Annotated in this window: 22 protein-coding genes and 1 other annotated feature; of the genes, 6 read left to right on the forward strand and 16 right to left on the reverse strand. The window is 35.7% G+C overall.

The window, feature by feature from the left end; genetic code table 11:
* Positions 1-23: 23 nt before the first annotated feature.
* The 5 genes from mgtE to MKY37_RS04400 form a co-directional block, all read right to left on the reverse strand.
* Complete coding sequence (gene mgtE, locus MKY37_RS04380) at positions 24-1,376, reverse strand: magnesium transporter (protein ID WP_340779841.1); 1,353 nt, start codon at positions 1,374-1,376, stop codon at positions 24-26.
* 430 nt (positions 1,377-1,806) lie between these two features.
* Complete coding sequence (locus MKY37_RS04385; protein ID WP_340774179.1) at positions 1,807-2,718, reverse strand: RluA family pseudouridine synthase; 912 nt, start codon at positions 2,716-2,718, stop codon at positions 1,807-1,809.
* On the reverse strand, positions 2,715-3,521 hold the full coding sequence (locus tag MKY37_RS04390) for an NAD kinase (protein WP_211893415.1): 807 nt from the start codon (positions 3,519-3,521) through the stop codon (positions 2,715-2,717). Before MKY37_RS04390 ends, MKY37_RS04385 begins: the two co-directional genes overlap by 4 nt.
* Positions 3,522-3,524: 3 nt before the next feature.
* Positions 3,525-4,199 (reverse strand): GTP pyrophosphokinase, encoded by a 675-nt coding sequence (locus tag MKY37_RS04395; protein ID WP_340774182.1) that lies wholly within the window; start codon positions 4,197-4,199, stop codon positions 3,525-3,527.
* 32 nt (positions 4,200-4,231) lie between these two features.
* Positions 4,232-4,639, reverse strand: coding sequence for a UPF0738 family protein (locus MKY37_RS04400; RefSeq protein ID WP_340774184.1), 408 nt, complete (start codon positions 4,637-4,639; stop codon positions 4,232-4,234).
* Between the two features lie 73 nt (positions 4,640-4,712).
* Between MKY37_RS04400 and MKY37_RS04405 the strand changes: the two genes are divergently transcribed.
* Complete coding sequence (locus MKY37_RS04405) at positions 4,713-5,288, forward strand: CYTH domain-containing protein (protein ID WP_340774186.1); 576 nt, start codon at positions 4,713-4,715, stop codon at positions 5,286-5,288.
* A gap of 32 nt (positions 5,289-5,320) precedes the next feature.
* Entirely contained in the window at positions 5,321-5,950 is a 630-nt protein-coding gene (locus MKY37_RS04410) for a lytic transglycosylase domain-containing protein (protein ID WP_340774189.1), read from the forward strand.
* Between the two features lie 276 nt (positions 5,951-6,226).
* Here the strand turns inward: MKY37_RS04410 and MKY37_RS04415 are convergent, their stop codons facing one another.
* Positions 6,227-6,571: a hypothetical protein gene (locus MKY37_RS04415; RefSeq protein ID WP_340774191.1), complete on the reverse strand. Its 345-nt coding sequence runs from the start codon at positions 6,569-6,571 to the stop codon at positions 6,227-6,229.
* 96 nt (positions 6,572-6,667) lie between these two features.
* Here MKY37_RS04415 and MKY37_RS04420 point away from each other — a divergent pair, with 96 nt between their 5' ends.
* Positions 6,668-7,066, forward strand: a complete 399-nt coding sequence (locus MKY37_RS04420; protein ID WP_340774193.1) for a globin domain-containing protein — start codon at positions 6,668-6,670, stop codon at positions 7,064-7,066.
* Positions 7,063-7,878, forward strand: a complete 816-nt coding sequence (locus tag MKY37_RS04425) for a ClpXP adapter SpxH family protein (RefSeq protein WP_340774194.1) — start codon at positions 7,063-7,065, stop codon at positions 7,876-7,878. The genes MKY37_RS04420 and MKY37_RS04425 overlap by 4 nt, the downstream gene beginning before the upstream one ends.
* A gap of 920 nt (positions 7,879-8,798) precedes the next feature.
* Here MKY37_RS04425 and pepF read toward each other — a convergent pair.
* The 10 genes from pepF to MKY37_RS04475 form a co-directional block, all read right to left on the reverse strand.
* A complete protein-coding gene (gene pepF / locus MKY37_RS04430) occupies positions 8,799-10,619 on the reverse strand; it encodes an oligoendopeptidase F (RefSeq protein ID WP_340774196.1) in 1,821 nt (606 codons plus the stop codon).
* A 62-nt stretch (positions 10,620-10,681) separates the two neighbouring features.
* Complete coding sequence (locus MKY37_RS04435) at positions 10,682-11,833, reverse strand: competence protein CoiA (RefSeq protein ID WP_340774198.1); 1,152 nt, start codon at positions 11,831-11,833, stop codon at positions 10,682-10,684.
* Positions 11,834-11,924: 91 nt separating this feature from the next.
* A complete protein-coding gene (gene mecA / locus MKY37_RS04440; protein WP_340774200.1) occupies positions 11,925-12,593 on the reverse strand; it encodes an adaptor protein MecA in 669 nt (222 codons plus the stop codon).
* 224 nt (positions 12,594-12,817) lie between these two features.
* Positions 12,818-13,213 (reverse strand): transcriptional regulator SpxA, encoded by a 396-nt coding sequence (gene spxA / locus MKY37_RS04445; RefSeq protein WP_175453953.1) that lies wholly within the window; start codon positions 13,211-13,213, stop codon positions 12,818-12,820.
* Positions 13,214-13,636: 423 nt separating this feature from the next.
* Entirely contained in the window at positions 13,637-14,845 is a 1,209-nt protein-coding gene (locus MKY37_RS04450; RefSeq protein WP_340774203.1) for a putative glycoside hydrolase, read from the reverse strand.
* A gap of 945 nt (positions 14,846-15,790) precedes the next feature.
* Positions 15,791-16,726, reverse strand: a complete 936-nt coding sequence (locus MKY37_RS04455; protein WP_340774205.1) for an ABC transporter ATP-binding protein — start codon at positions 16,724-16,726, stop codon at positions 15,791-15,793.
* Entirely contained in the window at positions 16,726-17,790 is a 1,065-nt protein-coding gene (locus tag MKY37_RS04460; RefSeq protein ID WP_340774208.1) for an ABC transporter ATP-binding protein, read from the reverse strand. Before MKY37_RS04460 ends, MKY37_RS04455 begins: the two co-directional genes overlap by 1 nt.
* Positions 17,791-17,805: 15 nt before the next feature.
* Positions 17,806-18,825, reverse strand: coding sequence for an oligopeptide ABC transporter permease (gene opp3C, locus MKY37_RS04465; RefSeq protein ID WP_340774209.1), 1,020 nt, complete (start codon positions 18,823-18,825; stop codon positions 17,806-17,808).
* A complete protein-coding gene (gene opp3b, locus MKY37_RS04470; protein WP_340774212.1) occupies positions 18,825-19,757 on the reverse strand; it encodes an oligopeptide ABC transporter permease in 933 nt (310 codons plus the stop codon). The genes opp3C and opp3b overlap by 1 nt, the downstream gene beginning before the upstream one ends.
* 198 nt (positions 19,758-19,955) lie before the next feature.
* Positions 19,956-21,662 (reverse strand): peptide ABC transporter substrate-binding protein, encoded by a 1,707-nt coding sequence (locus MKY37_RS04475; RefSeq protein ID WP_340774214.1) that lies wholly within the window; start codon positions 21,660-21,662, stop codon positions 19,956-19,958.
* Between the two features lie 237 nt (positions 21,663-21,899).
* Here MKY37_RS04475 and MKY37_RS04480 point away from each other — a divergent pair, with 237 nt between their 5' ends.
* Entirely contained in the window at positions 21,900-22,247 is a 348-nt protein-coding gene (locus tag MKY37_RS04480) for a DUF3899 domain-containing protein (protein ID WP_340774216.1), read from the forward strand.
* A gap of 50 nt (positions 22,248-22,297) precedes the next feature.
* Positions 22,298-22,511 (forward strand) — a binding site (T-box leader).
* Positions 22,512-22,565: 54 nt separating this feature from the next.
* A complete protein-coding gene (gene trpS / locus MKY37_RS04485; protein WP_340774218.1) occupies positions 22,566-23,558 on the forward strand; it encodes a tryptophan--tRNA ligase in 993 nt (330 codons plus the stop codon).
* Positions 23,559-23,723 lie beyond the last annotated feature (165 nt).

The raw sequence follows: 23,723 nt of genomic DNA on the forward strand, positions 1-23,723 counted from the left end.
ACTATCAAAAAATATGATACAAATTACAAAGATGAGATAAATATGGTAGCCAGTCCAAGGTAAATTAAAATACTTACTACATCATTAACCGTTGTGATAAATGGTCCTGATGCAACTGCCGGGTCTATTTTCATTCGATGAATCAATAACGGTATGAAAGATCCCCCTAAAGTAGCAATAAAAATAGATCCAAAAATAGATGAACCTACCAATAAGCCAATTAGTAAATCATGTTTCCAAAAATATACTACTCCAACAACTAGTAAACCACAAATGAGTCCTGTTATAAGACCAGTACCAGCTTCTCTAAAAAGTAATTTCGTCTTACTTTGTTCTTCAATGTCTCCAGTGGCGATACCCCGAACAGCTACAGCGAGTGCTTGTGTACCACTATTACCAGCCATACCAGCAATTAAAGGAATAAAAACAGCAAGTAGTGCAACTTTATCTAGAGTTTGCTCAAAAATACTCATTAAATTTGCGGTAAACATTCCAAGGAACAATAAAATGATTAGCCATGGCAATCTTTTTCTTGCAGCCTGTAATGATCCTTTATCGAAGGTGTCCATGTTGGAAACCCCTGCAAGTTTCGAGTAATCATCCGATGCTTCTTCGTCTAATACGTCTAAAATATCATCTACCGTAACAATCCCAAGTAAGTGATTTTTAAAATCTACTACTGGAACGGCTAGAAAATCATAATCTTTTATCATTCGAGCTACTTCTTCTTGATCAACACTCACTAAAACACTGACTACCCGATCATTCATAACATCTTTTATCAATGTATCTTCATCTGCAATGATTAGATCACGAAGTGAAATAACTCCAGAAAGTTTATGATCATCATCCACAACAAATAAATAATAGATGGTCTCTGCTTCTGGTGCAGCACTACGCAAAATAGTCATTGCCGAGCGACATGTTGAATTTTCAGGAATTGCTACATATTCCGTAGTCATAATGGAACCAGCGGTATATTCTTCATAATGTAAAAGATCCTTAATTTCCTGTGCGGACTCCTTATCCATTATGTTTAAATAACTTGCGACTTGGTCTTTCCCTAACTCATTTAATACATCTACCGCATTATCCGTATACATATAAGAAAGCATATCGGCAGCGTAAGTAATATCCATTTCCTGCATAAATAAATTATATTGTTCATCATCAAATTTCGTCGCTTCGAATAGCTCAGATATTTCTTTAGGAGAAAGGTAATGATAAATTTTCTTCCTTAAATCAGGTCCCACCTTTTCAAAAAATATGGATTGATCATACGGATGAAGTTGCATAAATTCTTCTCTAAAATCGTCCATTGAATCATTTAATAAAAAATCAATTAAAATGGACTCCTCTAAAGGTTGTTGAGTCATTTCATCTTTCACACTTTCCCCTCCTCTTGAGCGTTTGTCCCGCATTAACGGACAGGACGATTAAAAAATCGCCACGTCCTGTGGCAACATCGGCACTAGTACGTCCTGTACGTCGTTAGACACCCACTTCAATGCTTGGCTTAAACAACAAAGCATAAGTGGGAGATAACAAAAAGTCCAACGTAGAACATAGACGAAAAAGCACCACGTCATGTGGCTTCGTCTATGTGACTCGCTTCCTGCGAGCCTCGGGCCAATACTATGGTTGGTCACTCAGGTATTGCCGCAGGACGCGGCGTTTTTTGCCTGAGTTCTATTTTTCCTTACTTATTGTATGGAGTATATAATAAATAAGCAATAAAAATATTCCCTAGGAAATAATCTATCATAATACTTTTTTAATATGAAATCCCACCATTCATCCTGTCACTTAGGAATAATTAGTGGGAATTAGTGCTTTCATATCTTGTGGAAAAGGAGCAACTAAATGAATATCCTCTTTTGTAAAAGGATGTATCAGGGTTAGTTCTCTTGCATGGAGTGCTTGTCTATCTATTAGCTGTAAATCGCCACCATATAAATCATCCCCAATTAACGGATGACCAATAGACATCATATGTACACGAATCTGATGGGTTCGGCCAGTGTGTAAGTGTAATCGCACATGTGTAAGCTTTTTTCCGAGTTTTTCAAAACGGGTCAACACTTGGACAGAAGTTTTAGCCTGTTTACCCTCAGAATCGATAACTCGTTCAATAATGCTGCCATTTTTTCTACCAATGGGCGCGTCAATAAGAAAATCATCTTGCCTTATATGGCCATGAACGAATGCTTCGTAAGTTCTTGAAATTTGTCCTAACTTTTGCATTTCACTTAATAAATGATGAGCATGCCGATGCTTTGCTACACAAATGATACCTGAAGTGTCCTTATCTAACCTAGTCACAATATGTACCGTAGACGATAGCCCACTTTTCTCCATATAGCCAGCTATAAAATTTGCTAGTGTCCCGGTAGGATGCTCTCGAGAAGGAATAGTGCTAATTCCAGCAACCTTTGTAAGAATGAGGAGATCATCATCCTCCATTAAAATAGGGAACTCTACTTGCTGGGGGATTAATCCGCCACTTTTTTTCTCTGGTGGAAATGTAATCATGACTGTATCCCCAACATCTAATCTATGCCGCACTGTCTTCTCTTCACCGTTGACAGTAATTTTACCGCCTTCGTATTTAATACTAGTCAATGCTTTTTTTGATATACCATATTGTCTAATTGCATCTCGAAGTAATTGTTGCGGTTCATTTATTTGAAATGTCAATTGGATTAACTCTTCTTTCATATTTCCAAATCACTATCGATAAATGAGGAATGTACTCTATGCCAAAATGGAAATGCTCTAAACCTAGCGAAGCGAACTTTTTCATCAGCAACTCGGTACTTAATGGATTGAACATCTTTATGCAATAACTGAAGATGATCCACAGTTACCATGAAATCTGGTCCTTTCACGGGTTTTAGCAAACAAGAGTGATGTTTTGGTAAGACGAGTGATGAACCAACTGTACGGAAAACCCTATTGTTAATAGATGCAATTTCTGCAAGCTGAATAGCTTCTAACGAAGGATGCACAATCGCACCACCAAGTGCTTTGTTATAAGCGGTACTTCCGGAAGGAGTAGACATACATAATCCATCTCCTCTAAAACGTTCAAAATGATCCCCGTTCAGCTCTACATCCATTACTAAAGTAACGTCCGGTGATTTTACAGTAGATTCATTTAACGCCAAATAGACGGAACTATCTTCGCCATGTCTATAATTGATCGTTACCTCAAGTAAAGGGTATTCTATTACTTCAAATTCTTTTTTCGCTATACTAATGACTAGCTTTTCAATTTCTTCCGGTTTCCAGTCTGCATAAAATCCAAGATGCCCAGTGTGAAGCCCGACAAAAGCAACCGAAGTGGTTAAATGTTTATACTTATGAAAGGCATGTAATAATGTACCGTCGCCACCAATTGATAAGACAATATCCGGATTTTCTTCATCTATTATAAGTCCAAAATCTACTAGATATGTTTTTGCACTTTCCATTAATTGATTGGATAAATCATCATTTCGAGACAATATAAAAAATTTCATGATTTATGTGCCCTCTCTTTCGTTTGTCGATTCACGGAGACTTGGATGAGAAAGTTCCTTATTTTCACTAAAGTATTTTTGTGCTTCTTGAATTTCCCCTCGAATTAGAGACATTTCTTCATCAAGACGAAATGCTGCTTCTGCTGCATATTGAAGTCTTTTTTTTATCTCTTCTGGGAAGATTCCTTTATATTTGTAATTCAATGAATGCTCAATGGATGCCCAGAAATTCATAGCTAATGTACGTATTTGTATTTCAGCAAGAATATTAATCTCCCCGTGAATTGTTTGAACTGGATATTCAATAATCACATGGTAGGATCTATACCCACTTTGTTTTTTGTGTGAAATATAATCTCGCTCCTCGACGATTCTTATATCATTTCTATCACGTAATAATCCTACGACTGTTTCAATATCGTCTACAAATTGACACATCATTCGTAAGCCTGCAATATCAGGAATTTCCTGTGCCAACGTATCGGAAGGCTCAAATACTATTCCTTTTTCTAGTGATTTATCATAAATACTTGCCAAAGGTTTGACACGACCTGTCACAAATTCTATAGGTGAATTTGTATTATCTCTCTCAAACTGCGCTCGCATTCCTTTTAGTTTTACTTTTAACTCTGAAACTGCCTGCTTGTACGGCTCTAAAAAGCGATCCCATTGCCCCATAAGCTTGACCTCCACTTCCCTTGACCTTAGTACTATGCTTGTAAAATCTCTCTAAATGCCTCTTCCACTGCTTTGGAGAAATCAGCACCATAGTTGTCATTACCTTCAATATTGAAAATAAGCATGTCTAGCTCTTCTTTAAAGCCATGTAGAGTCAGCTCTTTTTCACCAATTTGCAACAATGGGTCTTCTACCGCTTTTAAAGTATTGACGAGCAATGGCCAAACCTCTTGACCAAACTTTAAATAATGATAACCAGTCTCATCCTCTAATAAGTAGATAAAAGCAATTGAATCCGAATCAGTAATCATTTGACCAGCCGGTTTTATATGATGATTGTTAGGTAATACCTCTAGTGTAAAACGTATATCATTTTCTAATTGAATACCACTATGCACATTATAAGTAATAGGCAAAATAAATCGTTCCTTTCTGTCCATTCTTCCACTATTTTAACATATTGAAACTCGTTGAAAAGCGCTATAATAGAAATAATAGGAAAGGTCGTGTATTATGCAAATCGAAAAAGAAATAGAGTTTAAAAATTTATTAACAAAGCAAGAATTTGAGCTTTTAGTATCCTTTTTTCAAGTAGATCAAAAGGACTTTCGCTCCCAAACAAATTACTACTTTGACACGCAAGATAACTTTTTTAAGGACAATGGGATGGGATTCCGTCTACGCGTATTAAGAGATCAAAATGAGCTTACGCTTAAACAGCCGATTGAAAAACATGTAATGGAAGAGAATACAGTACATGTGTCTGATCAAGAAAGGGACGCTATTATCAACCAAACCGCTTTTCCTTCTATTCCCTTTCTTGAGCAATTTAATCTTCTTTCTCCTTTAAAATGCATCGGTATCCTGCAAACAAATCGTGTACAGATACCTTTTAAAAGTGGAACGTTATTTTTAGATCATTCCATTTATAGTCAAATAGAGGATTTTGAGATAGAATATGAGAGTAGTGATGTAAAATATGGAGAAAAAGTGTTTAATGATTTGTTAGTTTCACATAATATCCCTATTCGACACACAGATAAAAAAATTGCTCGCCTTGTGAAATATAACAACAAGTTGAAAGGTTGATCCCTTTGGATATTCAAGCCCTCAAAGTTTTAATGGACATAAATGCAATGCAATCATTAGGAAGTGTGCAAAGCTCTCAAACAAACTCTTCCACTTCTTCCATGTTTTCAGATATGTTAGGACAAGTTTTACAAGCAAGTACTGGAGACTTGGCCACTGAAAATATAACTTCTTTACTATATAGTGGCGACACTCCTGTATTTGTACCATCATATTTAAACTCCGAGCAGAGTAGCTTAACGGAAGCTATCTCTTCTTATTCATCATCTACTTCTACAAATAATAAGACAGATTTTGATGAAATTATTAGGAAAGCCGCAGTAACGTACAACGTTCCAGAAAAGCTTATTTCTTCCATCATCAAACAAGAATCTAATTTCAACCCATTAGCTACTAGTTCTGCTGGAGCATCCGGACTAATGCAATTAATGCCTGGCACCGCTAAGTATTTAGGTGTTACTAATTCGTTAGACCCTGAACAAAATATAATGGGCGGAGCAAAATATATAAGCCAGATGCTTTCCCAATTTGACGGTAATATTGAAACAGCTCTTGCTGCATACAACGCCGGACCTGGTGCAGTAAAAAAATATGATGGTATCCCACCATATAAAGAAACACAAAATTACGTACAAAAAGTGATGAATTACTTCCAAGCATAACCATTACGGACAAGGCTGGGACAGAACCCCAAAACAGCATTTTTCTCTGTGAGAAAAATGCTGTTTTTTTGCTGTGTACAAAATTGATTCCCATTCCAAGGACGCTTTCCACGGGCGTGGCCTGAGCCTGTAGTCTCAGGCGTCACGCTATTCCCGTAGGAGTCGCCCCTCCATTTCAATCAATTTTGTTAAATATCCATTATTTGGTAAAGGCTTCTCCTTATCCAATAAAATTTCTACTTCTGTCCCAGCCTCGTTTTTTTAGTGTAACTTCTATTAACTGATACCTCTTTTTTTCTTTTCAAGCGGATGCTGAAATAATAGAAAGCCTGCGATGACGCATGTACAGGAAGAAAATCCATGTTTATAACGATTTACTTTTTTTGATAGGTTAGTTGCTTGCACTAAATTAGCATTTATTTTCATTACTTTACAACTTACTTGAGCTCGCATTTTATTTACTTGCGTTAAAAAGAGGGTTTTTCTTGCTGACAAGGAAATTTTTCCATTCTTTGCTGCTTTACTTTCCTTTAAAAATGTAAAATAATATTCTTGTAACAACAAATCATACTTAGAAGTATGATTTTTATAAGGATTTGTAAACGTTGTCGATGCTAGCAAAGTGCTTATGCTTTTCTATGAGATAATCTAATTGTTTGAGATATTTGGGTTTCGTTGATAGAATAAGTATAGTGCTAGAGCAAAGGGGTAAAGAAAATGACACAAAAGCCAATACTTCCTTACGATGAAATTGGAGCAGAAAAACTACATCTGCTTGTCGATACGTTTTATGGCAATGTAGCAAAGCATCCGCTGCTTATACCGATTTTTCCAAATGATTTATCGGAAACAGCTAGAAAACAAAAACAGTTTCTAACTCAATATTTAGGTGGACCTAATTTATATACAGAAGAACACGGACATCCGATGATGAAAATGCGTCATAACCCATTTCCGATAACTCCAGAACGAGCACAAGCTTGGCTCTCCTGCATGAGAGATGCTATGGATAAGGTAGGATTAGAAGGCAAGATTCGCGATACATTTTATAGACGACTAGAGCTTACAGCAAACCACATGGTCAATCAAATGAGTCATGAGGAGGAAGAAATGTGACAAGAATACAAATTCCGTCTGAGACGTTCACATCCCCATTACTAAACAAGCCGCTTGAAATGTACGTTTTTTTGGACCCATTATGTCCAACTTGTTGGGATATGCAACCTACCCTTCGGAAATTGCAAGTAGAGTACGGACAGTATTTTACTGTACGCACTGTACTTAGTACTCAATTGAATAATTTGAATACAGTTTGTAACTTTCCCAATGCCAATTTGAGTAGTGAATCATTTAATATTTCCAAAGTAGAACATTCCGTTTTCCCTTCTATCGCTGTGAAAGCTGCAGAATTTCAAGGAAAGAAAGCTGCTTTACGTTTTTTTATAAAAATTCAAGAGTACTTGTTTTTGAAAACTAAAAACGTTACATCCTTTTCCATATTACAGGAGATAGCAGAAGAAGTTAGACTTGATGTGGATGAATTTACACGTGATTTTCTTTCTAATGAATGTGCTAGGTCCTTCCAAAGCGATTTATCCATTACTTGTGAAATGGAAGTGGACTCTTTTCCAAGCATCGTATTCTTCAATGAAAATATTGAAGATGAAGGTATAAAAGTAGCTGGAAATTATCCTTACGAGATATATGTACAAATCCTTCAAGAAATGCTATACGAGAAGCCAGAAATTCAAGATCCTCCATCACTGGAAAAACTTTTTGATCGATTCCATTCTTTAACTACAAATGAAATTGCAAGCTATTATAATATTTCTGATCAATTAGCGGAACGTGAACTTAAAAAGCTTCTATTATTGCAAAAAGTTGAAAGACTTCTCTTACCAAACACCGTATTATGGCGATTAAAATAAATAAACAGCAGCCTATCTAAAAAAAGATAGGCTGCTATTTTTCAAATTATAGTTAAGACTTCATATTATGTAAAAAAACAGAAAATGCCCATTTCCTCCTACCGAGGAAAGGGCATTTTCATTTACAAAGGGGATGGGAGAAATGTTCACGTTCAAACAAAGGGGTGTATGTTTTCTTGTGATTTATTTCACACTCTTACTTTAACACGTCATTTTATATAATACAATATATTAGCTCCTCTTTTCACAAATTCGTCATACATCATAGGACGTCCTACCTCCTATTTCCTACTCTTGGAAAGATACGTGAGCTCTGCTGAGGGCTTATCTCTCATCCCCATGGAAAAGCATCAGTCTGAAACGAAAATAAGCAGTATTATTGGTTACATCCCATTCTTCCAAATACCAGGAAAAATAGAATTATTAGAATGGTAAACCTATTACATTGTGATGTTTTTAAGAAAAACCAGACAAAAGACATGCCCGGTCCGTTAAGGTCAAAAACCTGTTTCTATCGTTTTCGAAGTGCTTTGGTCAGGCGTTTTGCTATAGGATTACCGATTGATTTTTGAGTGGCTGGTCGTGACTGACGTCTCGACTAGCCACTCTTTTTTCGGTAATTTTATGGCTTTTACCTGTCCGTCGCCCTCCTACAACTCTTAGAAATAGGTAAGTGCGTTTTTGGATAACTAGAGATAAAGATACTAACTATTCCTATTGCAAGCTCTCGAAGATGCAATTTCGCTCGCTATTTCGCTACTTTATTCAGTGAACACTTACTATTTCTTTTTATTTCCACTAATAAGAAGGAAATCTACTTTCTTTATCTTTCATGACAAAGTCCCATGAACCAAGTGTTCACGGGACTTTTTTATATACTTATTCTTAAAAAAAGCCCGGCCATATAGCCAGGCTTTTCGTTATTCTCCTAAAAGTAATTGCTCTAATTCATTTAGCTTTTCTTCAAAAACGCGACATGCTTCTTCGATAGGAGCAGCAGTATTCATATCTACTCCCGCTTTTTTCAATACTTCAATTGGGTAATCCGAACAACCTGCTTTTAGGAACTCATTAATATAACGATCCACAGCCGGTTTACCTTCTGTTAGAATTTGATTGCTAAGGGCAGTTGCTGCGCTTAAACCAGTCGCATATTGGTATACATAGTAGTTGTAATAGAAATGGGGAATTCTCGCCCATTCCAATCCAATTTGTTCATCAATAACAATTTCATCGCCAAAGTATTTTTGATTCAACTTATAATATTCTTCCGTTAGCTTATCAGCGGTTAATGCTTCCCCATTTTGATCTAATTGGTGAATAATATGCTCAAATTCCGCAAACATAGTTTGACGGAAAACAGTTCCACGGAAGCCCTCTAGCCAATGATTTAATAAGTAAATACGTTTCTTAGGGTCGTCAATTGTTTTCAGTAAGTAATCGTTTAGTAATGCTTCATTGCAAGTCGAAGCCACCTCTGCCACAAAAATGGAATAATCTCCGTAAACATAAGGTTGATTTGCTCTAGTATAGTAACTATGAATACTATGCCCAAATTCATGTGCCAATGTAAAAAGATTATTTACGTTATTTTGCCAGTTCATCAGTATATATGGGTTCGTACCATATGTTCCTGACGAATAAGCACCAGATCGTTTACCTTTCGTCTCCACTACATCAACCCAGCGATTTTCAAGCCCCTGCTTGACGATAGACACATATTCTTCACCTAATGGCTCGAAGCTCTTAATCATTGCGTCACAGGCCTCTTCATACGTGTATTCCATATTCAACTCTTTCACTAATGGCGTATAAAGATCCCACATATGCAATTCATCTAAGCCTAACACTTTTTTACGCAGAGCCACATATCGATGAAGTAAATGGACGTTTTTATTGATTGTATTTACTAAATTGTCATATACACTTTCAGGAATATGATTGTTAGACATTGCTGCTTCACGCGCGGATTCATAGTTTCGAATTTTCGCGTTGACATTGTCTCCTTTAATATTCCCTGTTAGAGTTGATGCAAATGTGTTACGGAATTTACCATACGTATCATATATTGCTTTAAATGCATCCTCACGCACACGTGGATCCTCACTTTCTAAGAAACGTGAATATCTACCATGTGTTAGTTGCACCTCATTGCCATCTTCATCTTTAATAGATGGGAACTCTAAATCTGCATTATTTAATTTGCCAAATGTGTCTGCTGAGGCTCCAGCAACCTCCGATAATTGTGCTAGTAATGCTTCTTGTTCTTTTGGAAGCACATGGGGACGCTCTTTATTGACCTCTTCAAGTAGTTGTCTGTAAACTTGTAGTCCTTTATTCTCTACTAAGTAACTGGCAATTACAGACTCATCTAGCGAAAGAATCTCTGGAACTAAGAAAGATAATACGGTGGAAACTTTCACATATAATGATTTTATCCGGCTATCCATAGCCTGGTACGTGCTATTAGCTGTATCTTGGTCAGTGCGCATATGTGCAAACGTATACAGTTTACGTAATCTGGAAGTAATTTCATCACGATAAGTCAACACTTCCAGTAAAGCGTTTGCTCCACCACTGATTGTTCCTTGATAAGAATTTGCTTTCTCTGACAACGCTGCAACCTCTTGGTATTCTATTTCCCATTCATCATTAGAGGCGAAAATATCTTCTAATTTCCATGTTAAGTTTTCTTCTACTTCATCACGTGTCAATATTTTGTTCTTTGTATCTGTAGTCAAACTAGGTTCCCCCTCTTATTGTTTCGAATTTCGAATCACTTACTATTTTCTCAATTTTCAAATCAATTTGCAAGGAATTCACTGTACAGCAATTGCTCCATCAAAAAATAATTTATTTTACTTGCGTATATTACTTTATCTGATGAAATTAGACAGCGTTGCAATAAATAAAGATAGGATTCTACTGCTTTTAAATGTTCAGCTGAAGGATTGGTAGTTAGTTTTCTATATAACAAAAATGTTTCGCAATGTTGGGATTCAGCTTGTTGAAGAGATAGTCCCTGTTTATGCAAATAATCAATAAACTGAATTTGCCATTCGATAGCATGTACAGAAAAAATAGAAGCTTGCTTGGTCGGAATACCTATAAATAAAGGAATTTTTTTTGGATGAATTCTCCATCGATAACATATTTGCAGAAATGGCGATTGAATTCCTTTTCTATTAAAAAAGTACAGATTGTCTAACTGTTTGAAACGATGATGCTTATATATGGTGAAATACTTTTGAAATTCTTCCCAGGAGTTTCTTTTGATAATTGCGAAAGGCCAAGACTGCCTTTCAATAGAAAGCTTTTTGACCTTTACTATATAATTATTTGCCTTTATATGCATTGGATTTGAAATATAATGAAAATATTTAGATTGAGGGCAGTAAGTGAGTAGTATTTTCCCATTTGGGGTTGTGTAAAAAAATTGCTGTCGATATGCGGAGAACTGCATAGGCCCTATCTCTTGGAGCGGGAAATCAGAAATTGTCGGTGTTCGTAATATCCAAATCGGAAATATCTGGTTTTCTATATAGCCTGCTGTTCGCTGCTGAATTACAGTAGCTGATATTTGGCTACACTGAAATTCTATTGCAATAGGATAGGGTTCACTTCGGACAAATAGATCCGGTCTTTGATGAAGGGAGGGAAGATAGGCTTCCAGTTGGACTGGTGAAGAATGATTTTGCAAAAATTCATATAAATGCAATTTTCCTTTTAAATGGTCTTCACTTTCACCTTCCGAAAAAGTCTGAGTACAAGAAGCATTACGAGTATGAGCGAAATGCGGGGTTTTTATTATACCGTTTTTTAATATGACTTGTTCATTACATTGTATGCAGGAGAATTTGCTGCTGGATTTTATTTCGTCTAATAAGGTTTTTGGATGTTGTGCAGGTATTATAATTTCTCCATCTGCTGTTACTGCTGATAATATTTGTATCACCTCCTTCTACTAATATACAAATTTTCTGAAAATAAAGCAACATCTTAGATTGTTATCTGAAATAAAAAAAACCTTCTATAAATAGAAGGTTTTAAAAATGTTTATTTAATTCATCTAGAACTCCACTTTCGATTATCTGTTTTCCATACTCTTGAATAATATGAATAGTCGTTTTTGAATTATTTGCAAACTCCGAAACAATACTTAATGTATTAAGCACTGATTCAAATTCTGTAATATCAAAATCAAAAACAATAAGCAAATAGTATTTATCTTCATAATAATACAAAGAGGTCTGTAAATCAGTTTCATCTAACTTTTTCGCAAGACCAATTACATCATCGAAGCTCTCAAAAACAAATGTATAATCCGATGGAATTTCTTCTAAATCATCCATATAACTTGAAAAGTCATCAAATTCATGTTGGCCGATTGAGCTTGATACCCCATTTTTAAATATTTTACTGGATATATCATCTACATCCGAATTATTTCCTAAACGCTCATCTTGTTTTGTTATTTCCGTTCTTGTAACAATCACTTCCAAACCTTTTTCCATCGCATGAACTTGTATCCATAATGGACCATCTAATTCCTCAAAATGATCATCATCATGAACCTCATCCATCATTTCCCAAAAAAGCTGCTCGCTCTTATCCTTGTTAAACCAGATTTCATCTCGGCTGAAGCCTCTTTCTTCAATGTCGATGTATGAAATGTATACTTTGAAAGTGTTATCATTGATACGCTCGATATCCATTTAACACATCTCCTTTCGCTTCTTACCGTTTCAATTGTGTAGTGTCTATTACTATTGTATGTTGTTTGTGAAAAAAAGAAAAGGATTCCTGCTTCACTTTTTAAATTATTAACCAAACTATATGCATTGTAGAAAATTTTCATACTTAATGCAAGTAGAAGGAAAAAAGAAAAGCCAATTATTTTTCAAAATGAACTTTGAAAAACAATTAGCTTAGTATAATACTAGTTAACTAGACGTTGTGCTTCAAGTAGTTGATAAGCACGTACTTTTCTAGGTAAGAATCTTCGAATTTCATCTTCATTGTATCCAACTTGTAAACGTTTTTCATCTAGAATAATTGGTCTACGTAATAATCCAGGATGCTCTTGAATTAATTCGTAGAGACGTTGTAACGGAAGACTTTCTAAATCCACATTTAGTTTTTGGAATATCTTTGAACGAGTTGAAATGATTTCATCTGTTCCGTCTTCTGTCATTCGTAAGATTTCTTTTATTTCACTTATACTAAGAGGTTCAGAAAAAATATTGCGCTCTTTATATGCTATTTCATGTTCTTCTAACCAAGCTTTCGCTTTTCTACAAGACGTACAACTTGGTGAAGTGAATAAGGTTACCATCATTTTAAAAAACACTTCCTTTCAAATGTCTGTGTTATATAAAGTAGATTATAATTAATTTAATGTAGTAATGTACATTCTAAGTATACACCACTTTTAATTCATTTTAAATATGTTTTAATGAAAAATTTACCTCATAAAAATTACTGTCACAATTTCGTGTTACTTATAAAGAAATCCTTATATTTTATTAATACAAATTAGATATATTAATTAATACCCATCATTTAAAAAACTTAAACATCTCCATCATAAAAAAAATGCGTTCTCAATTAGTAATACTTAATGAAAATATCTGTTATATATAATAGTACGTTCTGAATGCAAAAAGGTTTCAAAAAAGAAAAAAAAGTAGGATTAAATTTCATCCTACTTCATTAATCTTTACGTTTTCTTTAAAAATACTTCTCAATTAATCTATGCTTAAGGTGTATAGTCTACTCCTTTTGAATATTTATTTCCAGCATTCCATAATAAATATTCTTTTATACCCGCTTCATTTAATGCCTTAATCTGAGCCTCTACTTCCTCTTTCCCGTATTGTTGATAATTGCCTGCTCCTAAATATGAAGCAGTAAAATCTTGTAGCCATGGTCTAGACACAGGAGGATTTTCAAGCTCTGCTAGTTTTGCATTTTCAACTTTTGCGTATTCCTGAACTAATCTATATGGTTCTAAATCTGGCTTAGAAATTCCAAAGTAAGAAGTCCAGTGACTTGGGTAGATCATGGAGGAAATAACATCTACATTTTCAGAGATTTTACTGAAGTTTTGTCCAATTCCTGGTGCTTCAGGCAATGTAGCTGAATAACCAAAAATATCAACCGAAACCTTCGCACCATATGGTTTAAGTTTTTCCTTGGCATAAGCTACAAAATCCGTAACCGCTGAAACCCTACGTTGAACGAAATCTAACTCTGACGTTTTATATTCACCCATTGAGTATTTTAGAGTGTTTTCTCTTTTTTCAAAGCCTTCGGGGAAACGAACATAGTCAAATTGAATTTCTTTAAAGCCCATTTTAGCAGCCTCGATAGCAATTTCTACATTATAGTCCCATACCTCTTGCATAAATGGATTGACGAATGCTTCACCTCGTCCATTTTTCCATACCGATGTACCTTCTACAAATGACCATTCTGGCTTTGTTTCTGCAAGCTCAGTATCCTTGAAGACAACGATACGAGCTATTGGATAAATCTTCTTTTCTTCCATTGTCTTTAACATTGCTTGCGTGTCTTTTATGTATGGCTTTCCAATATTATATTTTGCCAATGAAGAATCCTCTTTGGGGATGTAAGTAAGATTTCCAAAATCATCTTTAAGATCAATAACCATCGCGTTTAAGTCTGTGTTATCCATTAAATTCAACAAGTCATTAAACCGTTCTCCTCCTGCAGAATGTCCGGTTACATATACACCTCTTACGGCATCTGGATATTCAAATGTAAATCCAGAGTCATATACAAATAATTTGGAGGAAGACACTATTGTTTCATCTATTGCTTGAAAGCTAAATTCTTTAGTGGAAAAGTCCTTTGAAAACAAAGTGGTTTCCGCCTTACCCGTACCCGGGAGTAATATAGTCATCGCAATAGATGCTGAAGCTATTACTCTAAGTTGTTTTTTCATATATTAAAAATTCCTTTCCTCTAAGTCCTTTTATTCTAACAATTCATGCATATGAATAATAGTGCCATTAGGCCAAAATAAGTTAGATAACTAGAAATATAAAGTCCACTCTTTATGTACCCATAAATACATGTTTTAAATCTTTTCGGTAATCCATTATGGCTATTTGTTTCCATTGTTAAATTGATATTAAGAAAAATCAGGCAAAAGACATGCCCGGTCAATTAAGGTCAAAACCTGTTTCCATCGTTTTCGAAGTGCTTTGGACAGACTTGTTGCTATATTATTTCCGATTGATTTTTTAAGATGCTGGTCGTGACTGACATCACGACCAGCATCTATTTTCTCGGTAATTTTATGGCTTTCGTCTGTTCGTCGCCCTTCTATAACTCTTAGAAACAGGTAAGTACGTTTTTGGATAACTAGAGAAAAGCTATTGTCCTATTCATAGAGTAAGCTCTCGAAGATGCAATTTCATTCGCTATTCCACTTCTGTATGAGTCAAACACTTACTATTTCTCTTTATTTCCACTAGTAAAAAGAAAGTCTAATACCTTCGTCAACCAAGAATAGCATTTCTAATTCATCCACGATCACAAATTGATTTATCCCTAAACAATATTTGGCTAATCTTATCATCTAAGTGATATGCTTTGCTAAATCTTTTAGTGAAGTACTACTCGCTAGCTATATTGATTGTAGTGCAAGGTGGCGGCTTCGGCGGGATGAGTGAGACAGATGAGACCTCACATCGACGCGCAAGCGGTTTGGAGGGGCGACTCCTACGGGAATAGCATAACGCCTGAGACTACAGGCTCAGGCTACGCCCGTGGTAAGCGTCCCTGGAATGGAAATCAATTTTGTGCACAGCAAAAAAACAGCATTTTTCTCACAGAGAAAAATGCTGTTTTGGGGTTCTGTCCCAGCCTCGTTGAATTATTAAACTTACGAATTTGATATAGCTTGTAAAGTTGCAAGCTCTTTTGCTGAACAATATACGAAATGTCCAGGGGTTACTTCACGCATCGCTATCTCTTCCCCGTCCTGGTAATTATGAGAAGCTGGATCGTATGATTTACGCACACGATTACGCTCATAATTTGGATCAGGAAGCGGTATAGCAGATAATAATGACTGTGTATATGGATGCATAGGATTATTGTATAAATCTTCTGCTGGGGCTAGTTCTACTAGCTTACCAAAATACATTACACCTATACGATCGGAAATGTATTTAACCATCGATAAATCATGGGCAATAAACAAGTAAGTTAATCCTTTTTCTTCCTGTAACTCTTTTAATAGGTTAACTACTTGTGCTTGAATAGAAACATCTAATGCGGAGATCGGCTCATCAGCAATGATGAATTCTGGGTTAACTGCTAATGCTCTCGCAATACCTAGACGTTGACGTTGGCCACCAGAAAACTCATGTGCATATCGATCTGCATGCTCACGATTCAAACCTACCGTTTCTAATAATTCAACCACACGTTCTTTACGTTCTTTTGGGTTTTTCACAAGTCCATGAATATCAAGACCTTCTGCAATGATATCCAGTACTTTCATACGTGGATTCAAAGATGCATATGGATCTTGGAAAATCATTTGCATTTTACGGTTAAATGTTTTTAAATCTTTTTTAGATTTTTTATCATGTACATCTATACCATCATAAATAACTTGTCCATCTGTTGCATCGTAAAGACGGATAATTGTACGACCTGTTGTAGATTTACCACAACCCGATTCTCCAACTAGTCCAAGTGTTTCCCCTTTATAAATATCAAAGCTGATATCGTCAACAGCGCGAACTTCATTAGGCTTACCTTGATTGAAATACTGTTTAAGATTTTTAATTTCTAATAATTTTTCAGCCATCAGTAAGTACCTCCTTCCGTTCCTTCATAATAACGACTGCCAGGGAATTTTTTCATGCGCTCTACAATTGCTAGCGGTGGTTCTACTTCTGGCGCATCTGGATGTAACAACCATGTTGCTGCAGAGTGAGTGTCACTTACCTTAAAGAACGGCGGTGCTTCCTCTAAATCTATTTTCAATGCATAATCACTACGTAGAGCAAATGCATCTCCTTTTGGAGGATACAATAAATCAGGAGGAGTTCCTGGAATTGCATATAATTTTTCTTCTGCTGTATCTAATGATGGCATTGAGCTTAGTAAGCCCCATGTATATGGATGTTGCGGATTGTAGAATATTTCATCTACTGTCCCAATCTCCACAATTTTACCACCATACATTACTGCCACTCTATCTGCAACATTAGCAACAACCCCAAGGTCATGTGTAATGAAAATGATAGATGTATCTATTTTCTTTTGTAGGTCCTTCATTAATTCTAAAATTTGTGCTTGTATTGTTACATCTAACGCAGTAGTAGGCTCATCCGCGATAAGAATCTGTGGATTACATGCCAATGCAATAGCGATTACAATACGTTGACGTTGACCACCAGAGAATTGGTGAGGATATTGTTTAATACGAGCTTCTGGTTTAGGCATACCTACTAAACGTAAAAGATCAACTGCCACTTTACGTGCTTCTGATTTACTAACTTTCTGGTGCTTTAAAATCGGTTCCATGATTTGGTTCCCAATTGTCATCGTTGGATTTAAAGAAGTCATTGGATCTTGGAAAATCATCGATATATCTTTCCCACGAATCTTTTGCATCTCTTTATCCGATAGCTTAGTCAAATCTTTTCCGTTAAATAATATTTGACCATTTTTAAATTCTGAACTTGATTCAGGCAATAAACGCATAATTGCCTTCGTTGTAACTGACTTACCAGAACCAGACTCTCCAACAATTGCAAGTGTTTCTCCTTTTTTTAAGTCGAAGTTAACACCACGAATGGCTTTTACTTCACCAGCAAATGTATGGAAGGAAAGCTCTAGGTCATTAACTTCTAATATGTTTTCCATTATGCTTTCCCCCTATTAGTCTTTCATTTTTGGATCAAGTGCGTCACGTAATCCATCACCAAGTAAGTTGAATGCAATCATTAGTAAACTAATAATAATAGATGGGAACAAGAGAATATGTGGTTGGAATTGAACCAATTTGTACCCGTCATTAATAAGAGTCCCTAAAGATGCGTCAGGTGGTTGTAAACCTAAACCAATGAAGCTTAAAAATGCTTCAAAGAAAATTGCAGTTGGAATAGTGAACATTGTATTAATAATAATAATACCTAAAATATTAGGTAAAATATGTTTTGTAATAATTCGACTATTTGTTGCACCTAATGTACGTGAAGCTAATACAAATTCTTGGTTTTTGAATTTTAATACTTGGCCACGTACAATACGGGACATTCCAATCCATCCAGTAATGGTAATTGCGATAATAATCGCGGTAATACCTGGATCCATAAAGCTAAGCATGAGTATAACTATTACAAGTGTTGGTATACCATATAGAATCTCTACAATACGTTGCATAATATCATCGGCACGACCGCCATAGTAACCAGAGATTCCACCGTAAGCAACTCCGATAACCATATCGATTATAGCTGCCACGAAAGCGATGAGTAAAGAGATTTGTGTACCTTCCCAAACTCGTGAGAACATGTCGCGGCCTAAACCGTCTGTACCAAACCAATAATACGTATCTACTTTTTTCATTTCATATAAGTCTACTTCTTTACCAGCTAGAGTACCAACACCATCCATTATTCCAAGCTTTTCAATACCGGGAACCTTTGGAGGTAAATTAGCATGAGTGATTGTTTGTGTCTCCGCATCATGCGGGCTAATCATTGGTCCGACAAAGGCCATAATGATAATGAAAGCCAAAATGAACATACTCACTATCGCGGCTTTATTTTTACGAATTCGAAGCCAAGCATCCTGCCAGAAACTTAAACTTGGTTTTGCAATACGCTCCGCATGACTAGCATCTAATTCAATTCTTTCAAATGAATCTGCAGGTGGTTTTTGTAAGTCGTGTTTCATTAATCTTTACCTCCTGACAAACGAATACGTGGATCGATGATACCATAAAGTACATCTACTAAGAATATTACGACAATTAAGAATGCAGAGAAGAATAATGTTGTTCCCATAATGATAGAGAAGTCATTAGACATAATGGATTTAACAAATTGCTCTCCAATACCTGGTATTGCAAAGATTTTTTCAATAACAAGAGATCCTGTTAATAATCCAGCTGCTAGTGGTCCTAAAACAGTAACTAGTGGGATTAATGCATTTCGGAAAGCATGCTTAAATGCTACTTCGAAACCATTGGCTCCTTTAGACTTTGCCAAAGTAATATAATCTGAACTTAAAACTTCAATCATTTCCGTACGTATAAATCGAGAAGCCGTTGCAAGTGGTCCCATTGCTAAAGCAATAGATGGGAGTACGCTGGACATCCAGCCATCCTTCCACAAACCGACAGGGAATATTTTCCATTCAACAGCCAACCAATATTGAAGAAAAGTGGCAAAAACGAAAGATGGAATAGAAATACCGATGATAGCCACAAATGTACTACCGTAATCCCAAATAGTATTTTGTCTTAGTGCTGCAATCATACCTAATAGTATTCCTAACGCTACACCAAGCACTAAACCTTGAGTTCCAAGTAACATAGATGGTCCTAAACGATCTATGATTAAATCTGTTACGCTAGCATTCTTAAATTGAAATGAGTTACCTAAGTCGCCTTGCGCCAAATTCAACATGTACTTCGCGTATTGTACTGGAATCGGTTGATCTAGTCCATATTTCGCTTCAACTACCGCAAGTTGTGTAGGGGATAGTTTTGAAGCAGAGCTAATCGGGGATCCTGGAAGCGCCTTCATTAAGAAAAATGTTGCCGTCGCAATCAGGAAAAATGTTATAAACATATAAAAAACACGACGAGTAATGTATTTTGCCATCTTTGCACCTCCTACAAAAATATTTTTTAAGATTAATATGTTACTAATATATATAAACAGATAACAAGGGTAATTGTCAAAATCAAATTATTAATATTAAATATTTTGTGAATTCAGATTCATTTAAAAAGAGAGTACATGATCCATTTGGATACCATATACTCTCTAACTATGAGATTTTAAATCTTTTTAACTATCTTACTTACCTTCGATATAAGCCCATTTATAGCTGTAATCTCCACCGAATGGATGAGCAATTACACCTTTAACATAAGGTTTTTGAAGGAACATTAATCCACGTTGGTAGATTGGTCCAACTGCGAAATCTTGGTCAACGATCATTTTTTCGGCTTTAGCCATTGCTTCCCAACGAGCTGGAATGTCTTGAGCTAAAGAACCATTAATATCTTGTAACAATTGATCGTACTCAGGATTTGAGTATGACATTTGGTTGTTACCACCGTCAGTTTCCCATAGGCTTAAGAATGTGAATGGATCTTGGTAATCTGGTCCCCATCCTGCAACTTGAATGTCATAGTCTTGGTTTGTATCAAGATCTAAACGAACATTAAATGGAACTTCTTTAAGAGTAATAGTTAAACCAGGTAAGTTACCTTCTAATTGAGCTTTGAAGTATTCATCCATTTTTTTAGAAAGTTCAGTGTCTCCACCAAGAATTTCTATAGAAAGTTCAGTAACACCTAGCTCTGCTAAACCTTTTTCCCATGCAGCTTTTGCTTCATCTACATTGAACACAGCCATGTCTCCGTTAGCGTCACGGAAGTCATTTCCATCTTCATCAAAAACGAAATCTTTTGGAATGAATGAATATGCAGCTGTAGAACCATTTGCTAATACTACAGAAGCTAAATCTTCTTTGTTGAATGCTTTAGAAATTGCTTCACGAATATTTACGTTAGCAAGTGGAGTTTTTTCTCCAAGACGTTCTTGATTATATTTGAAATAGAATACTGAAGTTTCTAATTCAGTTAATAATTCTGGATCAGCAGCATATTGCATTGCATATTCTCCTGATAGTCCAGCACGATCTTTTTCACCATTTGTATATAAGTTTACTGCAGTTGCAGTTTCTTTTACTACATCATAGTTAATTTCAGTAAGTTTTACAGTTTCTTTATCCCAGTACTGCTCATTTTTAAGTAGTTGCCAAGATAAACCTGTACCGTCCCAGTTAGCTAAAGTAAATGGTCCGTTGTATAAAAGTGATTCAGAATTTTTCGCGTAGTTTTCACCTTGCGCTGTAACGAATTCTTCTTTTTGTGGTAAGAATGTTCCAAATGACATAAGTGATAGGAAGTAAGGAATTGGTTTTTCAAGCGTTACTTCTAATGTTTTTTCGTCAAGCGCTTTAATACCTAATTCAGTGTATTCAGCTTCACCATTAGAAATTGCTGTTGCATTTTTGATAACGCCAGACATCATGTATGGACCGTATTCAGATGCAGTATCTGGGTTCATAGCACGTTTCCAAGCAAATTCAAAGTCATTTGCAGTTACTGGAGTACCATCAGACCAGTTAGAATCACGTAAAGTGAATGTATAAACTAATCCATCTTCAGAAACTTTTGGTTCACCATCAGAAAGTGCTGGAACAGCAATATTTTCTTGACTCAAACGGTATAAACCTTCGTTTACGTTGTTAAGTAGATCAAAACCAACTGCATCAGTTACTAGAGCTGAGTCCATTGTTGGAATTTCTGCAGTCATGATCAGGTTAAGAACTTGATCTTCGTCTGCTACTTCTTCTGTTTCTTCTGTTGTACCTTCTTTTTCGTCTGTGTCTGTAGTTGTTTCTTTACCTTCATCATCGCCACCACAAGCAGCTAGGAATAAAGCAACAACTAACAGTAGGCTTAAAAGCCATACAAGCTTGCTATTCTTCAAAAAAATAACCTCCTTAAATATTCAGAAAAATTCATTACAATATTTATTATACATTTTCTTTTACGCTTGTACAGGTTTTTTTTAAATATTTTTACAATAGTGTAACAAAATCATTACATTGTCCTAACAATTGTGAATGTTTGGAAACAAAATTGCTTTTTTTTGTTAAATTAATTAATCAATATTTTGCATATTTTCTGTGTCTATTTTATAATTTACAATTGATAGAGGTGAAATATGAAAAATAGATTAATTTACTTTCTTGGCTGTCAGATAGTTATTTTTGTACTAATGCTTTTAGTTTATAAAAATATCCAACTCGTACCTTACATAAACATGTCCTTTTTTGTTGGCGGAACAGTCACGTTTGTTGGTTTGATGACATATGTCGTTTCAGGTGGTTTTTTTGACTTTTTTACTGAAAGTACACGTAAAGTATTTACGCCTAAACATATGAAAAAAGAGGCAGAAAAGATGCGATTACCGTCTGAAATATTTTCTTTTCCACATAAACCGATTATTGCATTAGGGCTATCCAATTTATTTTGTATGTGTATTGCTTTGTTCATCTATTATAGTTACTAAGAGTACTTGATTTTTGTGTTTCTTCTATATATAATAATCAAAACTAAATAACTTGAGCTTTGATGAAGATAAGTACATTTACTATCGTATGTTAAGAGAGTCTGTGGCGCTGTAAACAGATCATACTGTAAATGGAATGGGCTTCTGAGCAGTATATGTGAAAGTGAGTAGCGTATACCGTCCCCTTCCCGTTACGAAGAAGAGTGGCTAATTATTTTTAGCAAGCTGGGTGGTACCACGGATTTAACATCATTCGTCCCTTTTATAGGGATGCATGATGTTTTTTTATATTCTCAATAGGAAAAGGAGATACGAAAAATGAAGAAAATTTTTTCAGGCGTACAACCAACAGGGATTATCACCCTAGGGAATTACATTGGTGCCTTCAGACAGTTCACTGCATTACAAAATGATTTTGACTGCGTGTTTTGTATTGTAGACCAACATGCTATTACAATTGCACAGGATCCTAAAGAATTGAGCAATCATATACGTTCTTTAGCGGCATTATATATTGCCGTAGGTATCGATCCGAAGAAATCTACATTATTTATACAGTCAGAGGTTCCTGCTCATGCACAAGCTGGATGGATTATGCAGTGTATTTCGTATATCGGTGAATTAGAAAGAATGACGCAATTCAAAGATAAGTCGACTGGTAAAGATGCTGTTTCTGCTGCATTATTAACATATCCCCCATTGATGGCTGCGGATATACTCCTATACCAAACAGATATCGTACCGGTTGGTGATGATCAAACACAGCATGTGGAATTAACAAGAGACTTAGCTGAACGATTCAATAAACGCTACGGCGAGGTATTAACAATGCCTGAAATCCAATTACCTAAAAATGGAGCTCGTATTAAATCCCTACAAGATCCACTAAAGAAAATGAGTAAATCAGATCCAAATCTGAAGGCTACGATACGTCTTTTGGACAGTCCAAAGGAAATTGAAAAGAAAATTAAAAGCTCAGTTACAGATTCAGAAGGTATCGTCGCTTTTGATCCTGAAAATAAACCTGGAGTTTCCAATTTACTAACGATTGAATCCGCGTTAAGTGATGTTTCAATTCCTTCACTTGTACAAAAGTATGAAGGAAAAGGATATGGAGACTTCAAAGCTTCCGTTGCAAGAGTTATTATCGATCATCTTACGCCTATTCAAGAAAGATATGAGCAGCTGCTAAACTCTTCTGAGCTGGATGAAATTCTAGATTTAGGGGCTGCAAAAGCACAAGCTCTAGCGAATGAAACTTTAGCTAAGATGGAAGCCGCAATGGGCCTCGGAAGAAAACGACCGCAGTAATAGATATTATGGAAGCACATAAGAGAACAAAATCAGTAGACTCCATCATATATACGAGGACTGATCTCCAGGAATATCCTAATGATAAAAAGTTTAAATAAAGTACTAAGTGGGAGCAGCAAATGACAGCAATTCCATAACTAATTAAAAATATTAACAATCTTA

The organism is Psychrobacillus sp. FSL K6-2836, assembly GCF_038003085.1.
In the GTDB taxonomy this organism is placed as follows: domain Bacteria; phylum Bacillota; class Bacilli; order Bacillales_A; family Planococcaceae; genus Psychrobacillus.